This is a genomic window from Eisenbergiella massiliensis (assembly GCF_003435485.1).
In genome coordinates this window covers 24,883-40,435 of record NZ_QVLV01000008.1, presented here as the reverse complement: position 1 = coordinate 40,435, position 15,553 = coordinate 24,883, and the positions used below count along the sequence as shown (strand labels likewise).

20 protein-coding genes and 1 pseudogene are annotated in these 15,553 nt (G+C 49.3%); 8 read left to right on the top strand and 13 right to left on the bottom strand.

The window, feature by feature from the left end; all coding sequences use genetic code 11:
* The first annotated feature begins 29 nt into the window (after positions 1-29).
* Entirely contained in the window at positions 30-368 is a 339-nt protein-coding gene (locus tag DXC51_RS13010; protein ID WP_021635328.1) for a hypothetical protein, read from the top strand.
* Between the two features lie 79 nt (positions 369-447).
* On the opposite strand, the gene DXC51_RS13005 is transcribed toward DXC51_RS13010, so the two are convergent.
* From DXC51_RS13005 to DXC51_RS12995, 3 genes are all read right to left on the bottom strand, one after another.
* The gene (locus DXC51_RS13005) at positions 448-675 is read right to left on the bottom strand and encodes an HD domain-containing protein (RefSeq protein WP_035321519.1); all 228 of its coding nucleotides are present in this window, start codon (positions 673-675) and stop codon (positions 448-450) included.
* A gap of 38 nt (positions 676-713) precedes the next feature.
* Positions 714-938: an AbrB/MazE/SpoVT family DNA-binding domain-containing protein gene (locus tag DXC51_RS13000; RefSeq protein ID WP_021635330.1), complete on the bottom strand. Its 225-nt coding sequence runs from the start codon at positions 936-938 to the stop codon at positions 714-716.
* A gap of 153 nt (positions 939-1,091) precedes the next feature.
* A complete protein-coding gene (locus tag DXC51_RS12995) occupies positions 1,092-2,192 on the bottom strand; it encodes an acyltransferase family protein (protein WP_021635331.1) in 1,101 nt (366 codons plus the stop codon).
* Between the two features lie 163 nt (positions 2,193-2,355).
* On the opposite strand from DXC51_RS12995, the gene DXC51_RS12990 reads away from it, so the two are divergent.
* Complete coding sequence (locus tag DXC51_RS12990; protein ID WP_021635332.1) at positions 2,356-2,937, top strand: TetR/AcrR family transcriptional regulator; 582 nt, start codon at positions 2,356-2,358, stop codon at positions 2,935-2,937.
* A gap of 54 nt (positions 2,938-2,991) precedes the next feature.
* On the opposite strand, the pseudogene DXC51_RS30610 reads toward DXC51_RS12990, so the two are convergent.
* A pseudogene (locus DXC51_RS30610) lies at positions 2,992-3,197 on the bottom strand (recombinase RecA); the annotation flags it as partial.
* A 235-nt stretch (positions 3,198-3,432) separates the two neighbouring features.
* Here DXC51_RS30610 and DXC51_RS12980 point away from each other — a divergent pair.
* The 6 genes from DXC51_RS12980 to DXC51_RS12960 all read left to right on the top strand — a co-directional run bounded on the left by DXC51_RS12980 (position 3,433) and on the right by DXC51_RS12960 (position 6,248).
* Complete coding sequence (locus DXC51_RS12980; protein WP_021635335.1) at positions 3,433-4,029, top strand: GNAT family N-acetyltransferase; 597 nt, start codon at positions 3,433-3,435, stop codon at positions 4,027-4,029.
* A gap of 66 nt (positions 4,030-4,095) precedes the next feature.
* Positions 4,096-4,635, top strand: a complete 540-nt coding sequence (locus DXC51_RS12975) for a hypothetical protein (protein WP_021635336.1) — start codon at positions 4,096-4,098, stop codon at positions 4,633-4,635.
* A gap of 183 nt (positions 4,636-4,818) precedes the next feature.
* Positions 4,819-5,187: a hypothetical protein gene (locus DXC51_RS12970; protein ID WP_035321522.1), complete on the top strand. Its 369-nt coding sequence runs from the start codon at positions 4,819-4,821 to the stop codon at positions 5,185-5,187.
* 64 nt (positions 5,188-5,251) lie between these two features.
* Positions 5,252-5,740 (top strand): hypothetical protein, encoded by a 489-nt coding sequence (locus DXC51_RS12965; protein WP_021635338.1) that lies wholly within the window; start codon positions 5,252-5,254, stop codon positions 5,738-5,740.
* Between the two features lie 116 nt (positions 5,741-5,856).
* Positions 5,857-5,979, top strand: a complete 123-nt coding sequence (locus tag DXC51_RS30425; protein WP_035321540.1) for a protease — start codon at positions 5,857-5,859, stop codon at positions 5,977-5,979.
* Positions 5,976-6,248 carry a DJ-1/PfpI family protein gene (locus DXC51_RS12960; protein ID WP_051358334.1) on the top strand — a complete coding sequence of 91 codons (273 nt, stop codon included), beginning with the start codon at positions 5,976-5,978 and terminating at the stop codon, positions 6,246-6,248. The genes DXC51_RS30425 and DXC51_RS12960 overlap by 4 nt, the downstream gene beginning before the upstream one ends.
* Before the next feature lie 88 nt (positions 6,249-6,336).
* Here DXC51_RS12960 and DXC51_RS12955 read toward each other — a convergent pair whose 3' ends face one another.
* The 9 genes from DXC51_RS12955 to acgA form a co-directional block, all read right to left on the bottom strand.
* Positions 6,337-7,665, bottom strand: coding sequence for a hypothetical protein (locus DXC51_RS12955; protein ID WP_147332365.1), 1,329 nt, complete (start codon positions 7,663-7,665; stop codon positions 6,337-6,339).
* A 164-nt stretch (positions 7,666-7,829) separates the two neighbouring features.
* The gene (locus DXC51_RS12950) at positions 7,830-8,648 is read right to left on the bottom strand and encodes a hypothetical protein (protein ID WP_021635343.1); all 819 of its coding nucleotides are present in this window, start codon (positions 8,646-8,648) and stop codon (positions 7,830-7,832) included.
* The gene (locus tag DXC51_RS12945; protein ID WP_021635344.1) at positions 8,638-10,041 is read right to left on the bottom strand and encodes a sensor histidine kinase; all 1,404 of its coding nucleotides are present in this window, start codon (positions 10,039-10,041) and stop codon (positions 8,638-8,640) included. Before DXC51_RS12945 ends, DXC51_RS12950 begins: the two co-directional genes overlap by 11 nt.
* Positions 10,038-10,715: a response regulator transcription factor gene (locus DXC51_RS12940; protein WP_021635345.1), complete on the bottom strand. Its 678-nt coding sequence runs from the start codon at positions 10,713-10,715 to the stop codon at positions 10,038-10,040. The genes DXC51_RS12945 and DXC51_RS12940 overlap by 4 nt, the downstream gene beginning before the upstream one ends.
* A 275-nt stretch (positions 10,716-10,990) precedes the next feature.
* The gene (locus DXC51_RS12935; RefSeq protein WP_021635347.1) at positions 10,991-11,773 is read right to left on the bottom strand and encodes a protein-ADP-ribose hydrolase; all 783 of its coding nucleotides are present in this window, start codon (positions 11,771-11,773) and stop codon (positions 10,991-10,993) included.
* Positions 11,774-11,779: 6 nt separating this feature from the next.
* On the bottom strand, positions 11,780-12,664 hold the full coding sequence (locus tag DXC51_RS12930; protein WP_021635348.1) for an SIR2 family NAD-dependent protein deacylase: 885 nt from the start codon (positions 12,662-12,664) through the stop codon (positions 11,780-11,782).
* A 4-nt stretch (positions 12,665-12,668) separates the two neighbouring features.
* Positions 12,669-13,295 carry a 4Fe-4S binding protein gene (locus DXC51_RS12925; protein ID WP_035321524.1) on the bottom strand — a complete coding sequence of 209 codons (627 nt, stop codon included), beginning with the start codon at positions 13,293-13,295 and terminating at the stop codon, positions 12,669-12,671.
* A gap of 60 nt (positions 13,296-13,355) precedes the next feature.
* The gene (gene acgM / locus DXC51_RS12920) at positions 13,356-14,402 is read right to left on the bottom strand and encodes a radical SAM/SPASM domain protein, ACGX system (protein WP_035321526.1); all 1,047 of its coding nucleotides are present in this window, start codon (positions 14,400-14,402) and stop codon (positions 13,356-13,358) included.
* Between the two features lie 191 nt (positions 14,403-14,593).
* Positions 14,594-15,373 (bottom strand): ACGX-repeat peptide, encoded by a 780-nt coding sequence (gene acgA / locus DXC51_RS12915; protein WP_243003197.1) that lies wholly within the window; start codon positions 15,371-15,373, stop codon positions 14,594-14,596.
* Positions 15,374-15,553: the final 180 nt, after the last annotated feature.

The window sequence follows — 15,553 nt, the reverse complement described above, 5'->3', positions numbered from 1 at the left end:
TAAATATCATATTCCAGGAGGAAAAGGAAATGGATCAGAACAGATTACAAGAAAGCACAATGAAGGCAGCAAAGAAAACAATGGAATTAACCCGTTCCGCAATGGAGCATACGCAAAAGACTTTAGAAAAAACCCAGGAGCTTAGCCGTTTTGCAGCGGAAAAATCAAAGAAACTGCGTACACCGTCAGCAAAAGCCGACAGAATCGGAACTGCTGTGGGAGGAATTGCCGGGGTGGGCCTGCTGCTGGGAGGCGCAGTTTGGATGTGTATCGGTAAGCCTGCGTATGCCGCCGGGGCATTAATAGCAGGCGCCGCTGCGCTGCTGTCTAACCGCATTCATTATTATCAGATGAAGGGGAAAAAATAGGGATCTGGGATACCCAGGGAAATCTTTATAAAAGATGCTTTTGAGAATTGGTGCATCTATGGCAGAAGATTGGATTATTTCAAAACAGGACAGCTAAATAATTTGTGTTTTTAATTTCAAGAAGGCCGCGGCAGGGATATGGCATCACTGCCTTAAAGCCCTCCCGGCGGCCGATATCGTGCAGAAGCTCCATTACATACGCTCGTTCGCTGTCCATACTGTTGATTTTGACTGCAATCAGACCGGCATTTTCCGCTACAGAAATACTGTGCCACACCCAGGGGCCCGGCATTTTTTCTGCTGCCAAATCAAGCTCCCGTCCTGCCTCCTCTGGTGTTTACATATTCATTCCTCCTGATTTTTCCCGGGGAACATATCATCAAACATCTGTCCTGTGCTGTCATAAGGAAGGATGCCGATTCCCTGTTCTTCATCAGCAAGCAAAAGCAGCATGTCCCCCGGTTCGATCTGAAACATATCCCGTACCTCTTTTGGAACTATAATCTGTCCCTTCGGCCCTACCTTGACGGTAGCCACAAATTTACCTTTCGGCGGTTTAAGCTTTGCCATAACAATTCCTCCCTTTTATCTGATACAGGAAAGCAGGCCTTCGGCAAATGCCGCCGCTGTATACTGCCTTCCATTTTCTCATCAGACTGGCAGGCAAGGAAATTTTACTTTATTTCCTTCCGCCAAGTCTTACTTGTAAGAAAAAGCGTACCATCATTTACCTGGCGCGTCAACCGGAACAATAATCTTCTTGTCTCTCTTTTTATCTTTCTTTTTCAACCCAAATAAAACATTCAGCACAGGAATTCTCACAAACAGTTCCCCCAAAAGCACTGCCGACGCCAGTGAAAAAACAAACGTCATTATATAATTCATTATGTATGGAAGAGCAAGCTTTTCCGAAAGAAACCATGCAGCATAAATCATGGGAACATAGTGAAAATAATAAATGCCGAAGCTGCGGATGCTCATCCGGGACGTAAAGCAGGTGCTTCGGTTCCACCACCGGCCGGCGGCTCCCAGTATTGCCAGAATCATGAGCCAGGTATAAAGCATCACCAGCCAGTTATTAACCACAGCCTGATAAGGCTTCCCCCAGGAAACGGCCGTCTGCGCCACACCTGCTGCAAGCCCCGCCGCAAGCAGCAGAATACAGTGCTTTTGCAGGCTCCGCTGGACTCTGTCATGAGAAAATACATAATATCCCAAAAGGAACAGAAGCAGATACAGTCCGATACGGAAGGTATAGGCAATATACAGAAGCTGAGCCGCTCCCAGGACCGGCAGATAAAACGCCAGCAGTACAGGAATACTACAGCGTTCGCCCCACGCAGAAAGACGCCCCTTTTTATCGGCTTTCCGAAACAGCACTAATACCAAAGACAGTACAAAAAGCTGAAGAAGGAACCAGGAGGGGCCCATGCCATTAACGATCCGGATGCAGAATATGATTGGCGCAGGCAATGCCGCAAATACCTCCTCCATGTGGTTCACCCGGAAGGAAAGCCCCGATGCAAGCGGCCCGATTAAAATCAGATAGAAAACAAAAGGCACCAACAACCGCCATACCCTCTCCCTGATATATTCCCTTCCGCTCTTTTTGCTGAGGGAAAAGCGGGCGCATATACCGCTGACCACAAACAGAAGCGGCATAAACCAGGGATAAATCAGATAACCGATGGCATCCATGGCTGGTATACCCGGCGCATTATAGCTCATCACCGCCCCGCAGCTGCCGTATATGCTGACCACATGAAAAACCAGCACCAGCACAATTACGCTCCAACGGATATTATCCAGATAATATTTTCTCATTGCATTCCCTCCAGTGAAAGGCACATAACGCCTGTATTCCTTATCCTGCTGTACATCTTGTCACATATGTGTCATAATCAAACCATACAGGAGGTTCGCCCCAAAAGCAATCCTTCAGAGAATAGTGCTACAGAAATGAAATATATGTGACAGGAGCCATACCATGAAAAAAGGACAATCCCATCCCGCATCCGCCCTTTCCCAGAAGCTTCTGGCGGACGGCCTTCTTTCCCTGCTGGAGCAAAAGCCCTTCCGGGAAATCACAATAAAGGAGCTATGCTCTCATTCCGATATTGCAAGACGCACCTTTTACCGGCATTTCAGCTCTGTGGAGGATGTAATGGCATATGTGGTTTCCCATATCATTGAAAATTTTAATAAACATATGTTACAGGTGCAGAAAGAGGCGTATCCCGCTATTCTCGCTTCTTACTTCGCTTTCTGGAAGGATTACGCCTCTCTGCTGGAGCTTCTGAACAAAAATAATCTTGCCCACCTGATTTTTATTCCCTACATGCAAAGCCTTCCCGGACTGCCCTGGCTTTTTCCTCCCGGAAGCTTTCTCGACAGCTTTCCCGACAGTTTTCTCCGGGAGACGCCGGAGGGTGGAGAGGATATGGAGGTCCTAAACTGCCGGCTTTCTTACCATTCCGGCGGATTATGGAGTGTGCTCACCTATTGGTGCGTAAACGGGTGCAGCCAGCCGGCGGAAAAACTGGCACAGATACTATGCGGAATGCTCTGAATGGCATCCGGTACGAAAATATTTTAACCGCAGCCTGATGACGTGGGCGGTCTGATGATTTTTTGCTGCCAGATCCAGGATATCCCTTCTCTGGGAATTCCGGTCCCATAAATAATATCAAACTCCGCTTCCTTAAAAGGCGGAGCCACCTTTTTTAACCACCTTCAGGCGGGTTCTGTTCCCGATCCGTTCCCACCGATTTTTATCATATTAATCCGCCTTACATCAAGGCGCACCGAGGCATAGAATTTCAGTGCCCGCCGGTGGTCGTCCGGTAAATCTCCCGGTTTATCACCGGATATTTTCTGAACCGTTCTGCTGTTTCCTTCTCTTTTCTGCCATTTCTGGTTGCCCTCCCTTTTTATTTCCTATATACTGAATATATTAAAACCTGTAACTGTATAGTTTTTGCAATATGGCACTGTAAACCGTCAGGGCACATGCTGCAATTTTTGTAACCGGACATATGCCGCAAAAGAGAAGGAGGATCCTTATATGGATATTGAAATCCGCAAACTGACACCCGACCTGGCAGAGGATTATGCACACTTTTTCGATGTTACTCCTCACGATATCAACGAAGACGAAGCCAAATGCTACTGCGTGACCTGGCGCAGCGATGCTTCCTATGCGAACGAAGGGCACTGGTTTCCCACTCGTGAGGACAGAAGGGCGCATGCCATCCACTTCATCAAAACGGGCAGCCTTCAGGGCTATCTGGCCTATTGCGGTGATGAAATCGTGGGATGGTGCAACGCCAACGGGGATTGTCAATATTGCCTCGATTACCTGCGTTCCTCCTGGCCGATTGAAGAATACCGAGAGGATGTCAGAGTGAAATCCATATTTTGCTTTGTAATTACCCCCAGGCTGCAACGACAGGGGATTGCTACGCAGCTGGTGGAACGAGTCTGCATGGATGCGGCCGGTGAAGGTTATGATTTTGTCGAGGCCTATGTAAACAGCAATTTCATTGATACCTGCCAGGATTTCAGAGGGCCTGTTACGATGTATGAAAAATGCGGATTTGTCAGATTCGCTGAACGGGACGGCAAAACGGTTATGCGCAAGGCGCTCAGACAGCAGCTCTAGGAAGCATCCGATAAAGACCGGCTGATAAAAAAATCAGAGCAGATAAAAAAGGAAGGCAAAAATAACATGGATTTGACATTAAAACTGAATGCACGCTTTCAGCCAAAACACAGATTTGAGCTGGAGGATGCCCTGCAGGAAATTCTGGAAAAAGAGCAGGCAGGGGAGGTTACCGGAGGTGGTACGGCACAAAACCCAAACGGTGAAATTGCATACTGCGATATTGATATTTATTTGACGGAGGATACCCCGGAACGCCTGAACTGGCTGGTCTCTCTGCTCAATACCATAGGCATCCCCAAAGGCAGCGTTCTGCAGGGTACAGGACCTGAAATTGAGGTAGGAACCTTAGAGGGGCTGGCCTATTACTCCAACGGCGCGGATTTGCCGGATGAGATTTACCAGACCTGTGATATCAATTATGTGATTGAGCAGATGGAGCAGGCCATGGAGGGCATCGGCAGGATGTACAGCTATTGGGAGGGCAGCACATACACCGCCCTGTATTTTTACGGAACCTCCTTTGCTGAAATGAAAGAAAAAATAGAGCCTTTTATTGCCTCCTATCCTCTGTGCCAAAAAAGCCGGATTGAGCAGATTGCTTAATTCCTGCTTACATTTGCCTGAATCGGAATGGTAGGAATGCATTTCTTTTAAAAAAACAGGGTGGCAGCATGATTTAGATATGAAACAGTCGGGCCTGAAGACGGGTTTGATTTTAAACATTATGACTGACGGTTCCAGTTTTCAGGATGTTCGTCAGATTTAATGCAGGGAGCAGGGTTGCATATGACAAATGAACAAAGAACGGAACAAATCATAAAAAAATACGGATTTAACTTAATCAATATTTCCAAAGAAGAAATTATCGTTCTGCTGCAAAAAGAAATTGCCGATTACCAGCCCGGCAGTTCCGAATACCTCAGGGTACTGTGCGGCTATTTATACTGCATGGGCGATATTTCAGACGTTCCCCTGCTTGAAAAAGCGAAGTACAGCATTAATATGGACGTGGGCTGCATGATTGACAGCGAGTGGATTGACAGCCTGAAAAACGGTGGAATCAGCTCCCAATATATCAGATCCAGGCAGGAAATCATTGATGACTTCGTACTGTATTACAAAGATTTTCAGGCCGAAGAGGAAGGGCTGGAATAATTCACTTTACCGGGCATCAGCGTCAGGAAGCGCTACAGCCCGGAAGCTTACGGGGGTAGCTATCATGGAATGGTTAAATATATTCGGCCTGTTCTTCATTTCTATCATTATGATTCCGAACATTATCTATGCAGTTCAATGCAGGGACGACTTTATTGATGTTTGGAAAAACAAAAAAATAGAATTTCTGGAACAGGTTGGCCGTTTTGGCTGCTTCGGGACAATGATAATTAATATTCCCGGCACCTGTCATGGCTTTCCGTCAGACGAAGCATTCGCAATGTATCTGGGAATTAATGGGGTACTGCTCTTCCTTTACTGCCTGATTTGGATTATCTGCTTCAGGAAAAATTCGCTTTTCAGGGCGCTGGCTTTATCCATCCTCCCCTCCGCAATATTTCTTTCCAGTGGAATCTTAAGCCGCTCAGTCCTGCTCACAGCGGCGGCAGTTATTTTCGCTCCCTGCCATATTTTAATCAGTTATAAAAATGCAGATCCCATAAAATCTGCGAAACAAATCAAAGACCTCGCTGCAGAGCAGCGGGGTATTTGACCCTCGCGGCAGTCGCCAAATATCCAACCAAGCATGGCTACTTGGCTCGTTGCTCGCGGGAATAAACAACAATTTTTCTGGTAAATAAAATGAAGCCGGGCTTCAAGAGGTTACATATGAAAATTTTACTTTTATGCCTGAATGCTTTTGAAACCATAGAGTTCAGCTCTTTTGTTGATGTAATGAGCTGGGCGCATGATGATTTCGGCTGTGATGTGGAAATTGATATCTGTGGTTGATTGCATCCGTCTGTGTGGCCGCTTTCCCACTGGCAAAAAGCGGCGTTCTGAAGGGCAGGAAAGCAACCACCTGCCATCTGCGCGGAAGCTGTAAAAGGAAGGAATTGGAGGAGTCCGGCGCTGTTCCGGGAAATGAATGGCTTATTGTCAATGACAATATCATCACCTCCTCCTGCCTGAAAACCGTTCCCGATGTTGCATTCCGGTTATTGGAAATACTTACAACAAAAGAAAAAGCCCATCGGATCCTTGAGGCCATGGGCTTTTAACCGAACAGTTTGGGAGGAAAAACGGAATGAAAATACTATTGGTTTCCATGTTCCAAAATGTTGCCGGATTCTTCAACAGCGCAGGCTGTTACCGGATCTCTTCACCGGTAACGGCATTGATGAACATTATTTTCTTATAGCTGTCTGTTTTGCCATCGTTCTTTTCCCCCTTGGCAGGCTTCGCATAGTCATACTGTAAGGTCAGGCTCCATGCCGGAACCAGCTTAACGTCCTCATAGCTGTCATTATAGGGCGTGGGGACATATTCTAAATCAGCTGCCGTGACTGTGATTTTATCCGTGGAATTACTGCCGTTACAGATATCAGCCGCCTTTTGCAGCGCCTCTTCGGCGGAAAGAAGCTGACCGGCCGCCGCGTCAGTACTTTGCATCTGATAGATAGCGCTGTAACGCAGCTCCATTATCCCCTTCTTTGAAAAGGATACTTCAACCACGGAGCCTTCCATGCCTCGTTCATTTGCCTGAGTCGTGTAGGTTTTCTGCGTTATGGGAATGTTATTGTCCACAACCTTGAAATAGAACCGGTAGAAATCGTCATCCGATGTGAACTTATCCTTTGTCTGATAACCATATGTCGGATCATTTTCTGATTTGTCATCCGCCGGCGTTATGCCAAACGTCTCCATATATTCCGACATTTCTTTGATTCTTTTATCCTGCTGTTCCTGCATAGCTGCCGAATCAATGGCGTAGCATTCCACTTCGTCCGCAACGTCAATTGAAAGCTTATTCAAAACAAGGGAAACAGCCTCAAGGGCTTCTTCCTTTGTCATAAAGCCCAGATTTTCCTGTCTGTATACCTCTCCCAACCCGGATCCGACAGAATTGATATCGTAATCCGCCGAGAAGCTGTCTGTGGGAAATTTGTAATATGCACAGTCCTTTGTCCGGTAGTAAAGGGTGCCCGGGGTTAACAGCAGCGATGCGCTGCCATCGCTGTAGGAAATGCCGCCGTCTGCCGCAGCCGCTTCCTTTTGGGGTGTTTTTCCGTCAAACAGGACGGAGACTGCCTTCTGTTCATCAAACCACATCCTTTTTGCCGTCATGATATGGGCGCTGCTGATATCAGGCGCAAGGACATCCGCATCTGCAGAAAAATTACCGCCATAATCTTTACTGATATGTATGGTTGTGTTCCGGACCGATTCACCGGCAGTTAGAACATCCTCCTGTGCGTCCGGCGTATTTGTCTCTGCTGCACTTAACCCCGGAACGTTAGACGCCGATGCATCAGACTCCGATACATTTGCCCCTTGTGCATTTGCCTCCGGCGTATTTGACGCCCCTGCATTTGAACCGGCCGTGCCTGCCGGGGCCTTCGGCCCACAGGCCGTCAGGCCCAAAATAATGAAAGCAGTGATTAAAAAACTGGTACATTTTTTCATATTGCGCATCATATTGCCTCCCTGAATCAGTATTCCGAATTTATCGGTAAGTTTTGAGAATCCGTCCGTTGCTTTCCGGTAAAAAACCTCCTGCCGCACCGGACATTTCCAGTGTAACAGGAGGTTTTGTCTTACTTTTCACCAAGTTGTGTCAAAGTTGTCAAATGCTCTGTTTTTTATTCATAAAGCCGGATGCTGAAGAAAGGCGTATATTTTTTTTCATCCTGCAGGAACTCCACTTTAAGATAACAGTGTTCCCCCTGTCCCTTCCAGGTATGGATTCTTCCTGCTGTCTCTGGCTCCTCATTTACCTCCATTTGCCGGGGGTACAGGTCAATCCCCAACATGTAGCGTGAATTGTATGCCCCTGCTGCCGCTTTCCAGAAAAGATCGTAGGGCTCGCATTTGGTTAAAGGGACCCCGGCATGGCTGATGTCCCCGCAAAGATACACAGGGGTACCGGTTACGGCGTCCAGGATGACCTCATAATTCCCCAGCCCTATCTTCCAAAGGGAAAGCGACGCATCGGAGGATGACAGGAGAAGGCTTGCCCCGGAATATTCATATTCAGCTGCCGCCTTTTCTGTACTGCGGGCGGCGTCGGCAGAACTGTCGTCAAAAAAGGAATAGCCGTACTCCGCAAAGACTGTCTGCATATCGCTCAAAAATGACTGTGCGGCGCTGATCGCATTCTCCTGCGTCAGTTCTGTATCCAGCGGCTCCCTTGTATCGATAAGCAGTGCATCGGAGGTATCCTCTCCCGCAGCAAGCAGCGCCGTCATTTCGGATAATCCCTTCATCCGCCCGGCAAGTACCTGCGCGTTTATTTCATCATAGCCGTACAGGGCAAGGCTTTCCGCCCTGACATTACCGGAGACCTGCAGAAGCTGTGTTTTCAGCCGTTTTATCATCAACCGGGGAAGAACAAGGCCGGAAGAGATCAGGAGAACTGCCAAAAGGAAGGGGACTATTCTGTAGATGCCTTTATGCTTCATCACCTTCCGCCTCCTTTCTCAACGTAAAGGAAACCGTTGTTCCTTTCCCTGTTTCACTGACATACTCCAGCTTCGTTCCATGTATTCCGGCAATGCGCGCACACAGCGCAAGCCCCAGCCCCGCGCCGTGTTCCCTGCGGGAACGGGACTTGTCCACCATATAGAAGGCCTCCGTGATACGCATAAGCTCATCTGATGGAATCCCCCTGCCATCATCCGATACAGACACGCGGTAAAGCTCCTTTTCCGCGCGTCCCAGCAGTGTTACGTGCTTTCCGCCGGATTTAAGCGCGTTGTCCAGGAGATTTAGCAAAAGGGTCTTAAAAAGATCATATTCAAGCCTGACCCAGGCGGGTTCGGCCTGACAGACAAATTCCACGCCTCTTTTTTCCGCGGACGGCAGTAAAGAGGCTTGTGCATCCTGCATTACGGTTGTGATTTCCGTTTCCTCCAGCGTAAAACCGGTTTGATCCAACGCGAACAAATCCATGAGCTTGAAGGACAGCGCTTCCAGGCGCATCCCTTCATTCATGATAAACCATGCCGCCTGCTCCGTTTCTTCCTCAGACAGCTTCCTTTGATATATCATATCCGCATATCCGATGACAGAGGTCATGGGCGTTTTTAACTCATGGGCAAAATTGGCGGTAAACCGCTTCTGCCGGCTTGCCGCTGTTTCAAGCTCCCGAATCTTTTCCTCAACGGTATCCGCCATTTTATTATAATCCTGCGCCAGCCCGCCGATTTCATCCCTTGCATGGATGTTCGCCCGAAAGCTGTAATCCCCGTTTCCAAAGGCGCGGGTAGCGCGGCGCAGAATGGTAAGCGGCCTTGTCAGCGCCCAGGACAGCCCCAGGGCCGCCGCTGTGCTCACTGCAAGAATCAGAAAATACAGGCGCGTGCATTGTGCCAGCAGATTTTCCGCTTCTGAAAAAACCTGCGATATGTCCTGCTTTGTCACAAGGAATAAGCGCCGGCCGCTCTGCGTAAATTCACTTTTAACAATCAGAGAAACGGCGCCGTCCTCTCTTACCACCTGATAATTTATGTATCCCTCCTGAATATCCCCAAAATCCTGCGGAGAGGCGAGATCGGAATAATATATCCCATCCGCTTCTCCGGCTAGCAGCAGGCCGCCTCCCGTTCCCAACAGGCCGGCAGCATTTTCCCCAATGGCTGAAAGCCTTGGTTCCGGTACGATTCCGCCGCTGAGCGTATTCAGAATTGTGGACTGGATGGTATGCTTGATAAGCTGATGCTGCATAAGCCCGCTGTCCTGCGCCCGGCGGAAGGAGTGGTTTAAGCTGAATGCCACGCAGGAATATTCCATCACTGCCAGGGCTGCCGTAAGTATCAGCGTTATGCTCAGAAAAAACTTATGGAAATATCTCACTGCTCCTGTTCCTCCAGACGATATCCGATGCGAAACACAGTCTTGATTTGCCCGTTCCACCCCAGCTTCTTCCGCAGCTTCTGAATATGGGAATCCAATGTCCGGGTTTCGCCGGTGTACTCCTCCTGCCATACGGTTTCATACAGCTTCTCCCGGCTGAGAACCACATTTTTATGCCGCGCCAGTTCTGCAAGCAGGTCAAATTCCTTTACTGTTAATTCCACCGGAGTCCCGGCTTTCCATACCTGCCGTGATGCGGGTGAAATGAGCACATCGCCTATCCGGATTTTTTCATTGGAGTGTCCGCTCCTGCGCAGGACTGCTTCGACTCTGGCGGCAAGCTCCCCAATCTGAAAAGGTTTGCACAGATAATCATCCGCGCCCAAATGAAGGCCGCGAATGCGATCCTGCACCTGTCCCATGGCGGAGATGATAATAACCGGGATTTGGGCGGCGCGTATATTTCCCAAAGACCGTATGTATTCCAGCAGATCATAGCCGCTTATTTCCGGCAGCATCAAATCAAGCAGGATAAGATCATATTGCCTCTGTTCAATGAGATCCGCGCCTTCCTTTCCGTCAAAGGCACAGTCGCAGCTGTAACCGTCAGCCGTCAGCGTGCTCCTGATTAAATTATTTATGGGACGCTCGTCCTCTATTATCAATATTTTCATCGTTATTTTCCCTTTTGGCTCACAATTCCAGGTATCCTTGTATCCATTTTATCACGCAGATGTGTCAAAGTTGTCAATTTGCCGCTGTTCATTTCCACAGATTGGCCGATGTGTCAAAATTATACCACAAAACCCAAACCGTCCGCGTTCCATATTATGTATTTCAGGGCAAAAAAATAGACACGCATTTCTGTGTCTATTCTTTGCCGCAGGCTCAGGCTTTGCAGGCGCCGGACGGCCTTCTGTCCGCCCTGCAGCCGGGCCTGTGCCATATTTTATTTTTTCAGCAATTCTTTGTAAATCTCCTTATCCTTATCCGTAAACACATTAAAAATAACCTGTTTCACAGAGGAATTACCTTCCAGGAAGCGGCATACCGTTTTTACTGCAATTTCGGCGGCTATTTCCTGGGGAAAATGAAATACTCCCGTTGAAATGCAGCAAAATGCTATCGACTCCAGATGATTTTCCGCCGCAAGCTCCAGACACGACCTGTAGCAGCCTGAGAGCAGCTCACAGTCTTTGCGGCGGAGCGGACCGGAAATAACCGGGCCTACCGTATGCAGGATATAACGGCAGGGGAGATTGTAGCCCGGGGTAATTTTCGCAGAGCCCGTGGGTTCCTCATGCCCCTGTTCGCACATTATCTCATTGCATTCCAGTCGGAGCTGCACGCCCGCAAGGGAGTGGATCATATTGTCAATACAGGAATGGCAAGGTATAAAACAGCCTAAAAGCGCACTGTTTGCCGCATTGACGACAGCGTCTGCTTTTAAGCGGGTGATATCCCCCTGCCACAGGAAGATCCGCTCATCCAAATCCGATGGGATAAGCCCATGGCAATCAATGATCCCCCGCTGTTTGACCATTTGGGATAAATATGCATTCTGCACCTCTAAAAAGGATTGGGAAACCGGCCGGGGCGGCCGCACGTTCATCAGGGAACGGATTAAGCGCCACTGTTCAGCTTCACCCTCCGGAATTTCCACACCTCCATATTCGGGCATATCCTTTATCAGGCTTTGAATCAGGTAACGCGCCTGTTCCTCCTTTGACATTCCAAATCACCTTCCTTCTTTTCCAGTTTCTGCCAGTTCCTTCAGCACCTGTGCGATATCTTCGCTGATGCAGATCGAACGCTCCTTAATTTCCCATGGCGCACAGGCCTCTGACAGATTGATGCACACATAAACGGCGGCAGGGTTTTTATCGGTCATCTGCCAGAAAGGGTATTTGATGATGCCTGGCGTATTCATTCCCACGCCCAGCTCCAGATAAACCACCCTTCCGTCCTTATTTTCACGAAGGAAATCTTCATAGCGGACGCACGCGCGCATCCACGCCTCATCTTCCACGAAATAACCGTCGCAGCGCAGATTCACCTCCATATACCCTCCGCATACCGGACATCTGGGAACCAGTTCGGATGGAATCCGGCAGTTTTTCTGCCGGGCCACCATGGCTCTGACCTGCGTTTCATTATTATAAAGCTTTTTATGGCAGGCTTTTGCACATTGGAACAGGCCGTAATCCCCCTGTGTGGCAAAAATCCTTTCGTCCGGGAAACCGGCCAGCCAGAACTGATGATCCACATTGGTGGTGAGTATGAAATAATTTTTATCCTTCAGAAGCGCGTACAGATCCAGATAGGGTTTTCCGGGCGCCACATCATAACGGTTATAGTAAATATGCCTGCTCCAGTAAGCCCATTTTTCTTCCTGAGTAGGAAATGGGTAAAAACCGGCGGAATACATATCCCTTAATCCGTAGCGTTCTATAAATTCACGGAAATTTGCCGTAAAACGTTCTCCGGAATACATAAGCCCTGCGGCGGCGGACAGGCCGGAACCTGCCCCCACTACAACTGCATCCGCATTTTTCAGAAGCGCTGCCAGTTCCCCGATTGGCCCGCTGTTCCTTTTTATTCTCTGATACAATCCTGTCGGCATTTTTCTATTCCTCTTCTATCCTTTTGATGGCCTGTACCGGACAGACCTCGCTGCACAGGCCGCAGTGAAGGCAGTTTTCCTCTTTAATTTCAACCGGAATTTTTTCCAGGATACAGCCCTGGGGGCAGGCCTGAAGGCATTTCCCACAGCCGATGCAGGCCTCTGTAACCATAAATCCGCCGCCTCTTTTGGCTTCTTCCCCGATTGTATAACGTTCCCTGAATATGGGATGGACACCCAGGTTAAAATATTCTATCACTGCTTTTTTCACGCAGAATACTTCCAGAACATATCGGCTGTTTCCGGGATATACATTATTCATTATCTGGTTTTCTTCAAAGATACGGTCCAGCCATTTTTTCTGCCTGGTATCAGGCACCCTTTCCGGAATGCCGTTGACGCGGATCATTTCCTGATAACGGGTGAGCGCCGTGATGGCGACCTCTTTTCCATTCTGCAGCTCTCTGTAAAAATTCTTTCCTCTGGCGGTTACAAAATAAATTTCTCCTTTTTCCGGTTCCACATGCATGATATTGATAATTCGCACCTGGGGATTTCCGTGAGCATCTACGGTTCCCATGGATGTGCTGCATACATAGCGCAGTTTTCGAATACAGGTTTGCGCGTTCATCGGCTGCTCCTTTCCTTTTTGTCCTTCCCGAAAATGCCTGGAGAAGCTTCCTGTGCCGCTTCAGGCATTTGGGGATGAAGTTGTTTTCCAGCACTGCGGGTCGGGCGCGTACATATTTCCCGTATAGCCGAAGGTTACCGCAGGGCAGCCTCTGCAGAAGCGGAGAAGTTCACAGCCGGCACACTTTTCAAAGCTGTCATATTGCCGATACTGATCCATTTTTTCTCCCAGAAACAGATCCGCCATGCTGTCCGTCAGGGCATTTCCAATCCTGCTTTCCATCCTGCGGCAGGCATAGACATCGCCTGTGGGCAGTATCGTCATATGGCAGATGCCGCAGTGGCAGCCGTCATAAATAGTGTCTGGTTTCAGGTTCTCCGGGATTTTGAATATTCCCTTTTCATAAAGGAACAGGGTCCACAGGTGATCCTTGAGCTGGAAGGTGGTGCCGCAGCCCTTATATTGTTCAAACTTTTCCCAGCATTTTTCCAGATATGCCCGGTATTCCAGGGGTTCCATATGGAATTCCGCGCTTTTTTCCTCACTGGTGGGGCAATAGCGGCCCACGGCGAAAACATCGGCCTGTTTTTCCACAACTACATCAATCAGCCCGGGGATTTCGTCCATATTGGTTTTAGATACGGTGGACATGATGGCACAATACATACCCGCCCTGCGGATGCAGCTGATTTTTTCCAGGGTAATGTCGAAGGAGCCGGGCTTGCGGAAGCTGTCGTGGGTTTCCCTCAATCCATCCAGGGAAAGCTGGTACTTACGGCAGCCATAATCGTAGAGCCGGCGGCAGACTTCATCATTAAGATGGAAGGGGTTTCCCAGAATGGCGAAGGTGATTTCATGCTTTTTCAGCAGTTCCAGCAGTCTCCAGAAATCAGGGTGCAGAATGGGGTCGCCTCCGGTTATGTAAAAATACGGGGTGCGGGACAGCTTTCCGCACATATCCAGGCAGTTGTCCAGCACCTTTTCCATATCGCTATAGGACATCTCAGCCAGCTTTTTACAGCTGTCTTCAGAAAATATATAGCAGTGCCTGCACCGCTGATCGCAGTTGTCTGTTATGTGCCATTGAAAGGCGAAATAAGGGTTCATTCTGTATTCCTCCGGTATGTGGGCTGGCTGTTATGGTCGGGTTATCTATGGCGGCGGTGCGGGGTAGGATTGGTGCGGGCCAGGACGGGGTTTTACCTTTCAGGGGCTGATGCGCCACAGGGGAAATTGCAGGCGCCTAATGGCTGCTCCGGATCTGAGGTTCCGCAGGTAGAACTACAGGCGCCTGGTGGCTATTCCGGATCTGAGGTTCCGCAGGCGGTGCCGCATGCACTCGGTTTCTTTTCCGGATCTGTCGTCCCGCAGGCGGTGCCGCACGCGCTCGGTTTCTTTTCCGGATCTGAGGTTCCGCAGGCAGAGCTGCATGCGCTGGGTTTCTTTTCCGGATCTGAGGTTCCGCAGGCAGAGCCGCACGCGCTCGGTTTCTTCTCCGGATCTGAGGTTCCGCAGGCAGAGCCGCACGCGCTGGGTTTCTTCTCCGGATCTGAGGCTCCGCAGGCAGAGCTGCATGCGCTGGGTTTCTTCTCCGGATCCGACGCACCGCACGCAGAGCCGCACGCGCTCGGTTTCTTCTCCGGATCCGATGCACCGCACGCAGAACTGCGTGTACCCGGTTTCTTTTCCGGATCTGTTGCACCACAAGCGGTGCCACATGCGCCCGGCTTCTCCTCAGGATCTGATGCACCACAAGCGGTGCCACATGCGCTTGGTTTCTTTTCCGGATCTGTCGTCCCGCAGGCGGTGCCACATGCGCTTGGTTTCTTTTCCGGATCTGTTGTCCCGCAGGCAGTACCACACGCAGTCGGTTTATTCTCCGGATTTGACGCACCACAAGCGGAGCCGCATGCACCCGGCTTCTTCTCCGGATCCGCTGCACCGCACGCAGAGCCGCATGCCGTTCCCGCGCCTTCCGCTGCACGCATCATCCCCTGTGCGCTCGTCCTTGCCTGAAACTCTCCGTTTCCGTTCCATTCATCCAGGTTTTTCAGTTTGTCCATCATTTTCATTTCCATATCAGCTTCTCCTTTTCCACTTTACTTCCCCAATTTCAGCTGCTGCCCTCATTCCCCGCGGCACTGCGCAGCATATTCGGCCGGCGCTGCAGGAACATATGGCGCAGTTAGTTTCATGTTCTATATCCATCATATACCCGGTTTTGCTGCAAAAAAAGTACGCACATAAAAGTGGGATAG

What these genes read in the sequence shown, in the direction of transcription:
- DXC51_RS30425 (WP_035321540.1), top strand. Translation starts at nt 5,857, where the DNA reads ATGAAAATTTTACTTTTATGCCTGAATGCTTTTGAAACCATAGAGTTC.
- DXC51_RS12980 (WP_021635335.1), top strand. Translation starts at nt 3,433, where the DNA reads ATGGATATTGAAATCCGCAAACTGACACCCGACCTGGCAGAGGATTAT.
- DXC51_RS13010 (WP_021635328.1), top strand. Translation starts at nt 30, where the DNA reads ATGGATCAGAACAGATTACAAGAAAGCACAATGAAGGCAGCAAAGAAA.
- DXC51_RS12970 (WP_035321522.1), top strand. Translation starts at nt 4,819, where the DNA reads ATGACAAATGAACAAAGAACGGAACAAATCATAAAAAAATACGGATTT.
- DXC51_RS12950 (WP_021635343.1), bottom strand. Translation starts at nt 8,648, where the DNA reads ATGAAGCATAAAGGCATCTACAGAATAGTCCCCTTCCTTTTGGCAGTT.
- DXC51_RS13000 (WP_021635330.1), bottom strand. Translation starts at nt 938, where the DNA reads ATGGCAAAGCTTAAACCGCCGAAAGGTAAATTTGTGGCTACCGTCAAG.
- acgA (WP_243003197.1), bottom strand. Translation starts at nt 15,373, where the DNA reads ATGGAAATGAAAATGATGGACAAACTGAAAAACCTGGATGAATGGAAC.
- DXC51_RS12930 (WP_021635348.1), bottom strand. Translation starts at nt 12,664, where the DNA reads ATGCCGACAGGATTGTATCAGAGAATAAAAAGGAACAGCGGGCCAATC.
- DXC51_RS12995 (WP_021635331.1), bottom strand. Translation starts at nt 2,192, where the DNA reads ATGAGAAAATATTATCTGGATAATATCCGTTGGAGCGTAATTGTGCTG.
- DXC51_RS12925 (WP_035321524.1), bottom strand. Translation starts at nt 13,295, where the DNA reads ATGAACGCGCAAACCTGTATTCGAAAACTGCGCTATGTATGCAGCACA.
- DXC51_RS12975 (WP_021635336.1), top strand. Translation starts at nt 4,096, where the DNA reads ATGGATTTGACATTAAAACTGAATGCACGCTTTCAGCCAAAACACAGA.
- DXC51_RS12935 (WP_021635347.1), bottom strand. Translation starts at nt 11,773, where the DNA reads ATGTCAAAGGAGGAACAGGCGCGTTACCTGATTCAAAGCCTGATAAAG.
- DXC51_RS12940 (WP_021635345.1), bottom strand. Translation starts at nt 10,715, where the DNA reads ATGAAAATATTGATAATAGAGGACGAGCGTCCCATAAATAATTTAATC.
- DXC51_RS12990 (WP_021635332.1), top strand. Translation starts at nt 2,356, where the DNA reads ATGAAAAAAGGACAATCCCATCCCGCATCCGCCCTTTCCCAGAAGCTT.
- DXC51_RS12955 (WP_147332365.1), bottom strand. Translation starts at nt 7,665, where the DNA reads ATGATGCGCAATATGAAAAAATGTACCAGTTTTTTAATCACTGCTTTC.
- acgM (WP_035321526.1), bottom strand. Translation starts at nt 14,402, where the DNA reads ATGAACCCTTATTTCGCCTTTCAATGGCACATAACAGACAACTGCGAT.
- DXC51_RS12965 (WP_021635338.1), top strand. Translation starts at nt 5,252, where the DNA reads ATGGAATGGTTAAATATATTCGGCCTGTTCTTCATTTCTATCATTATG.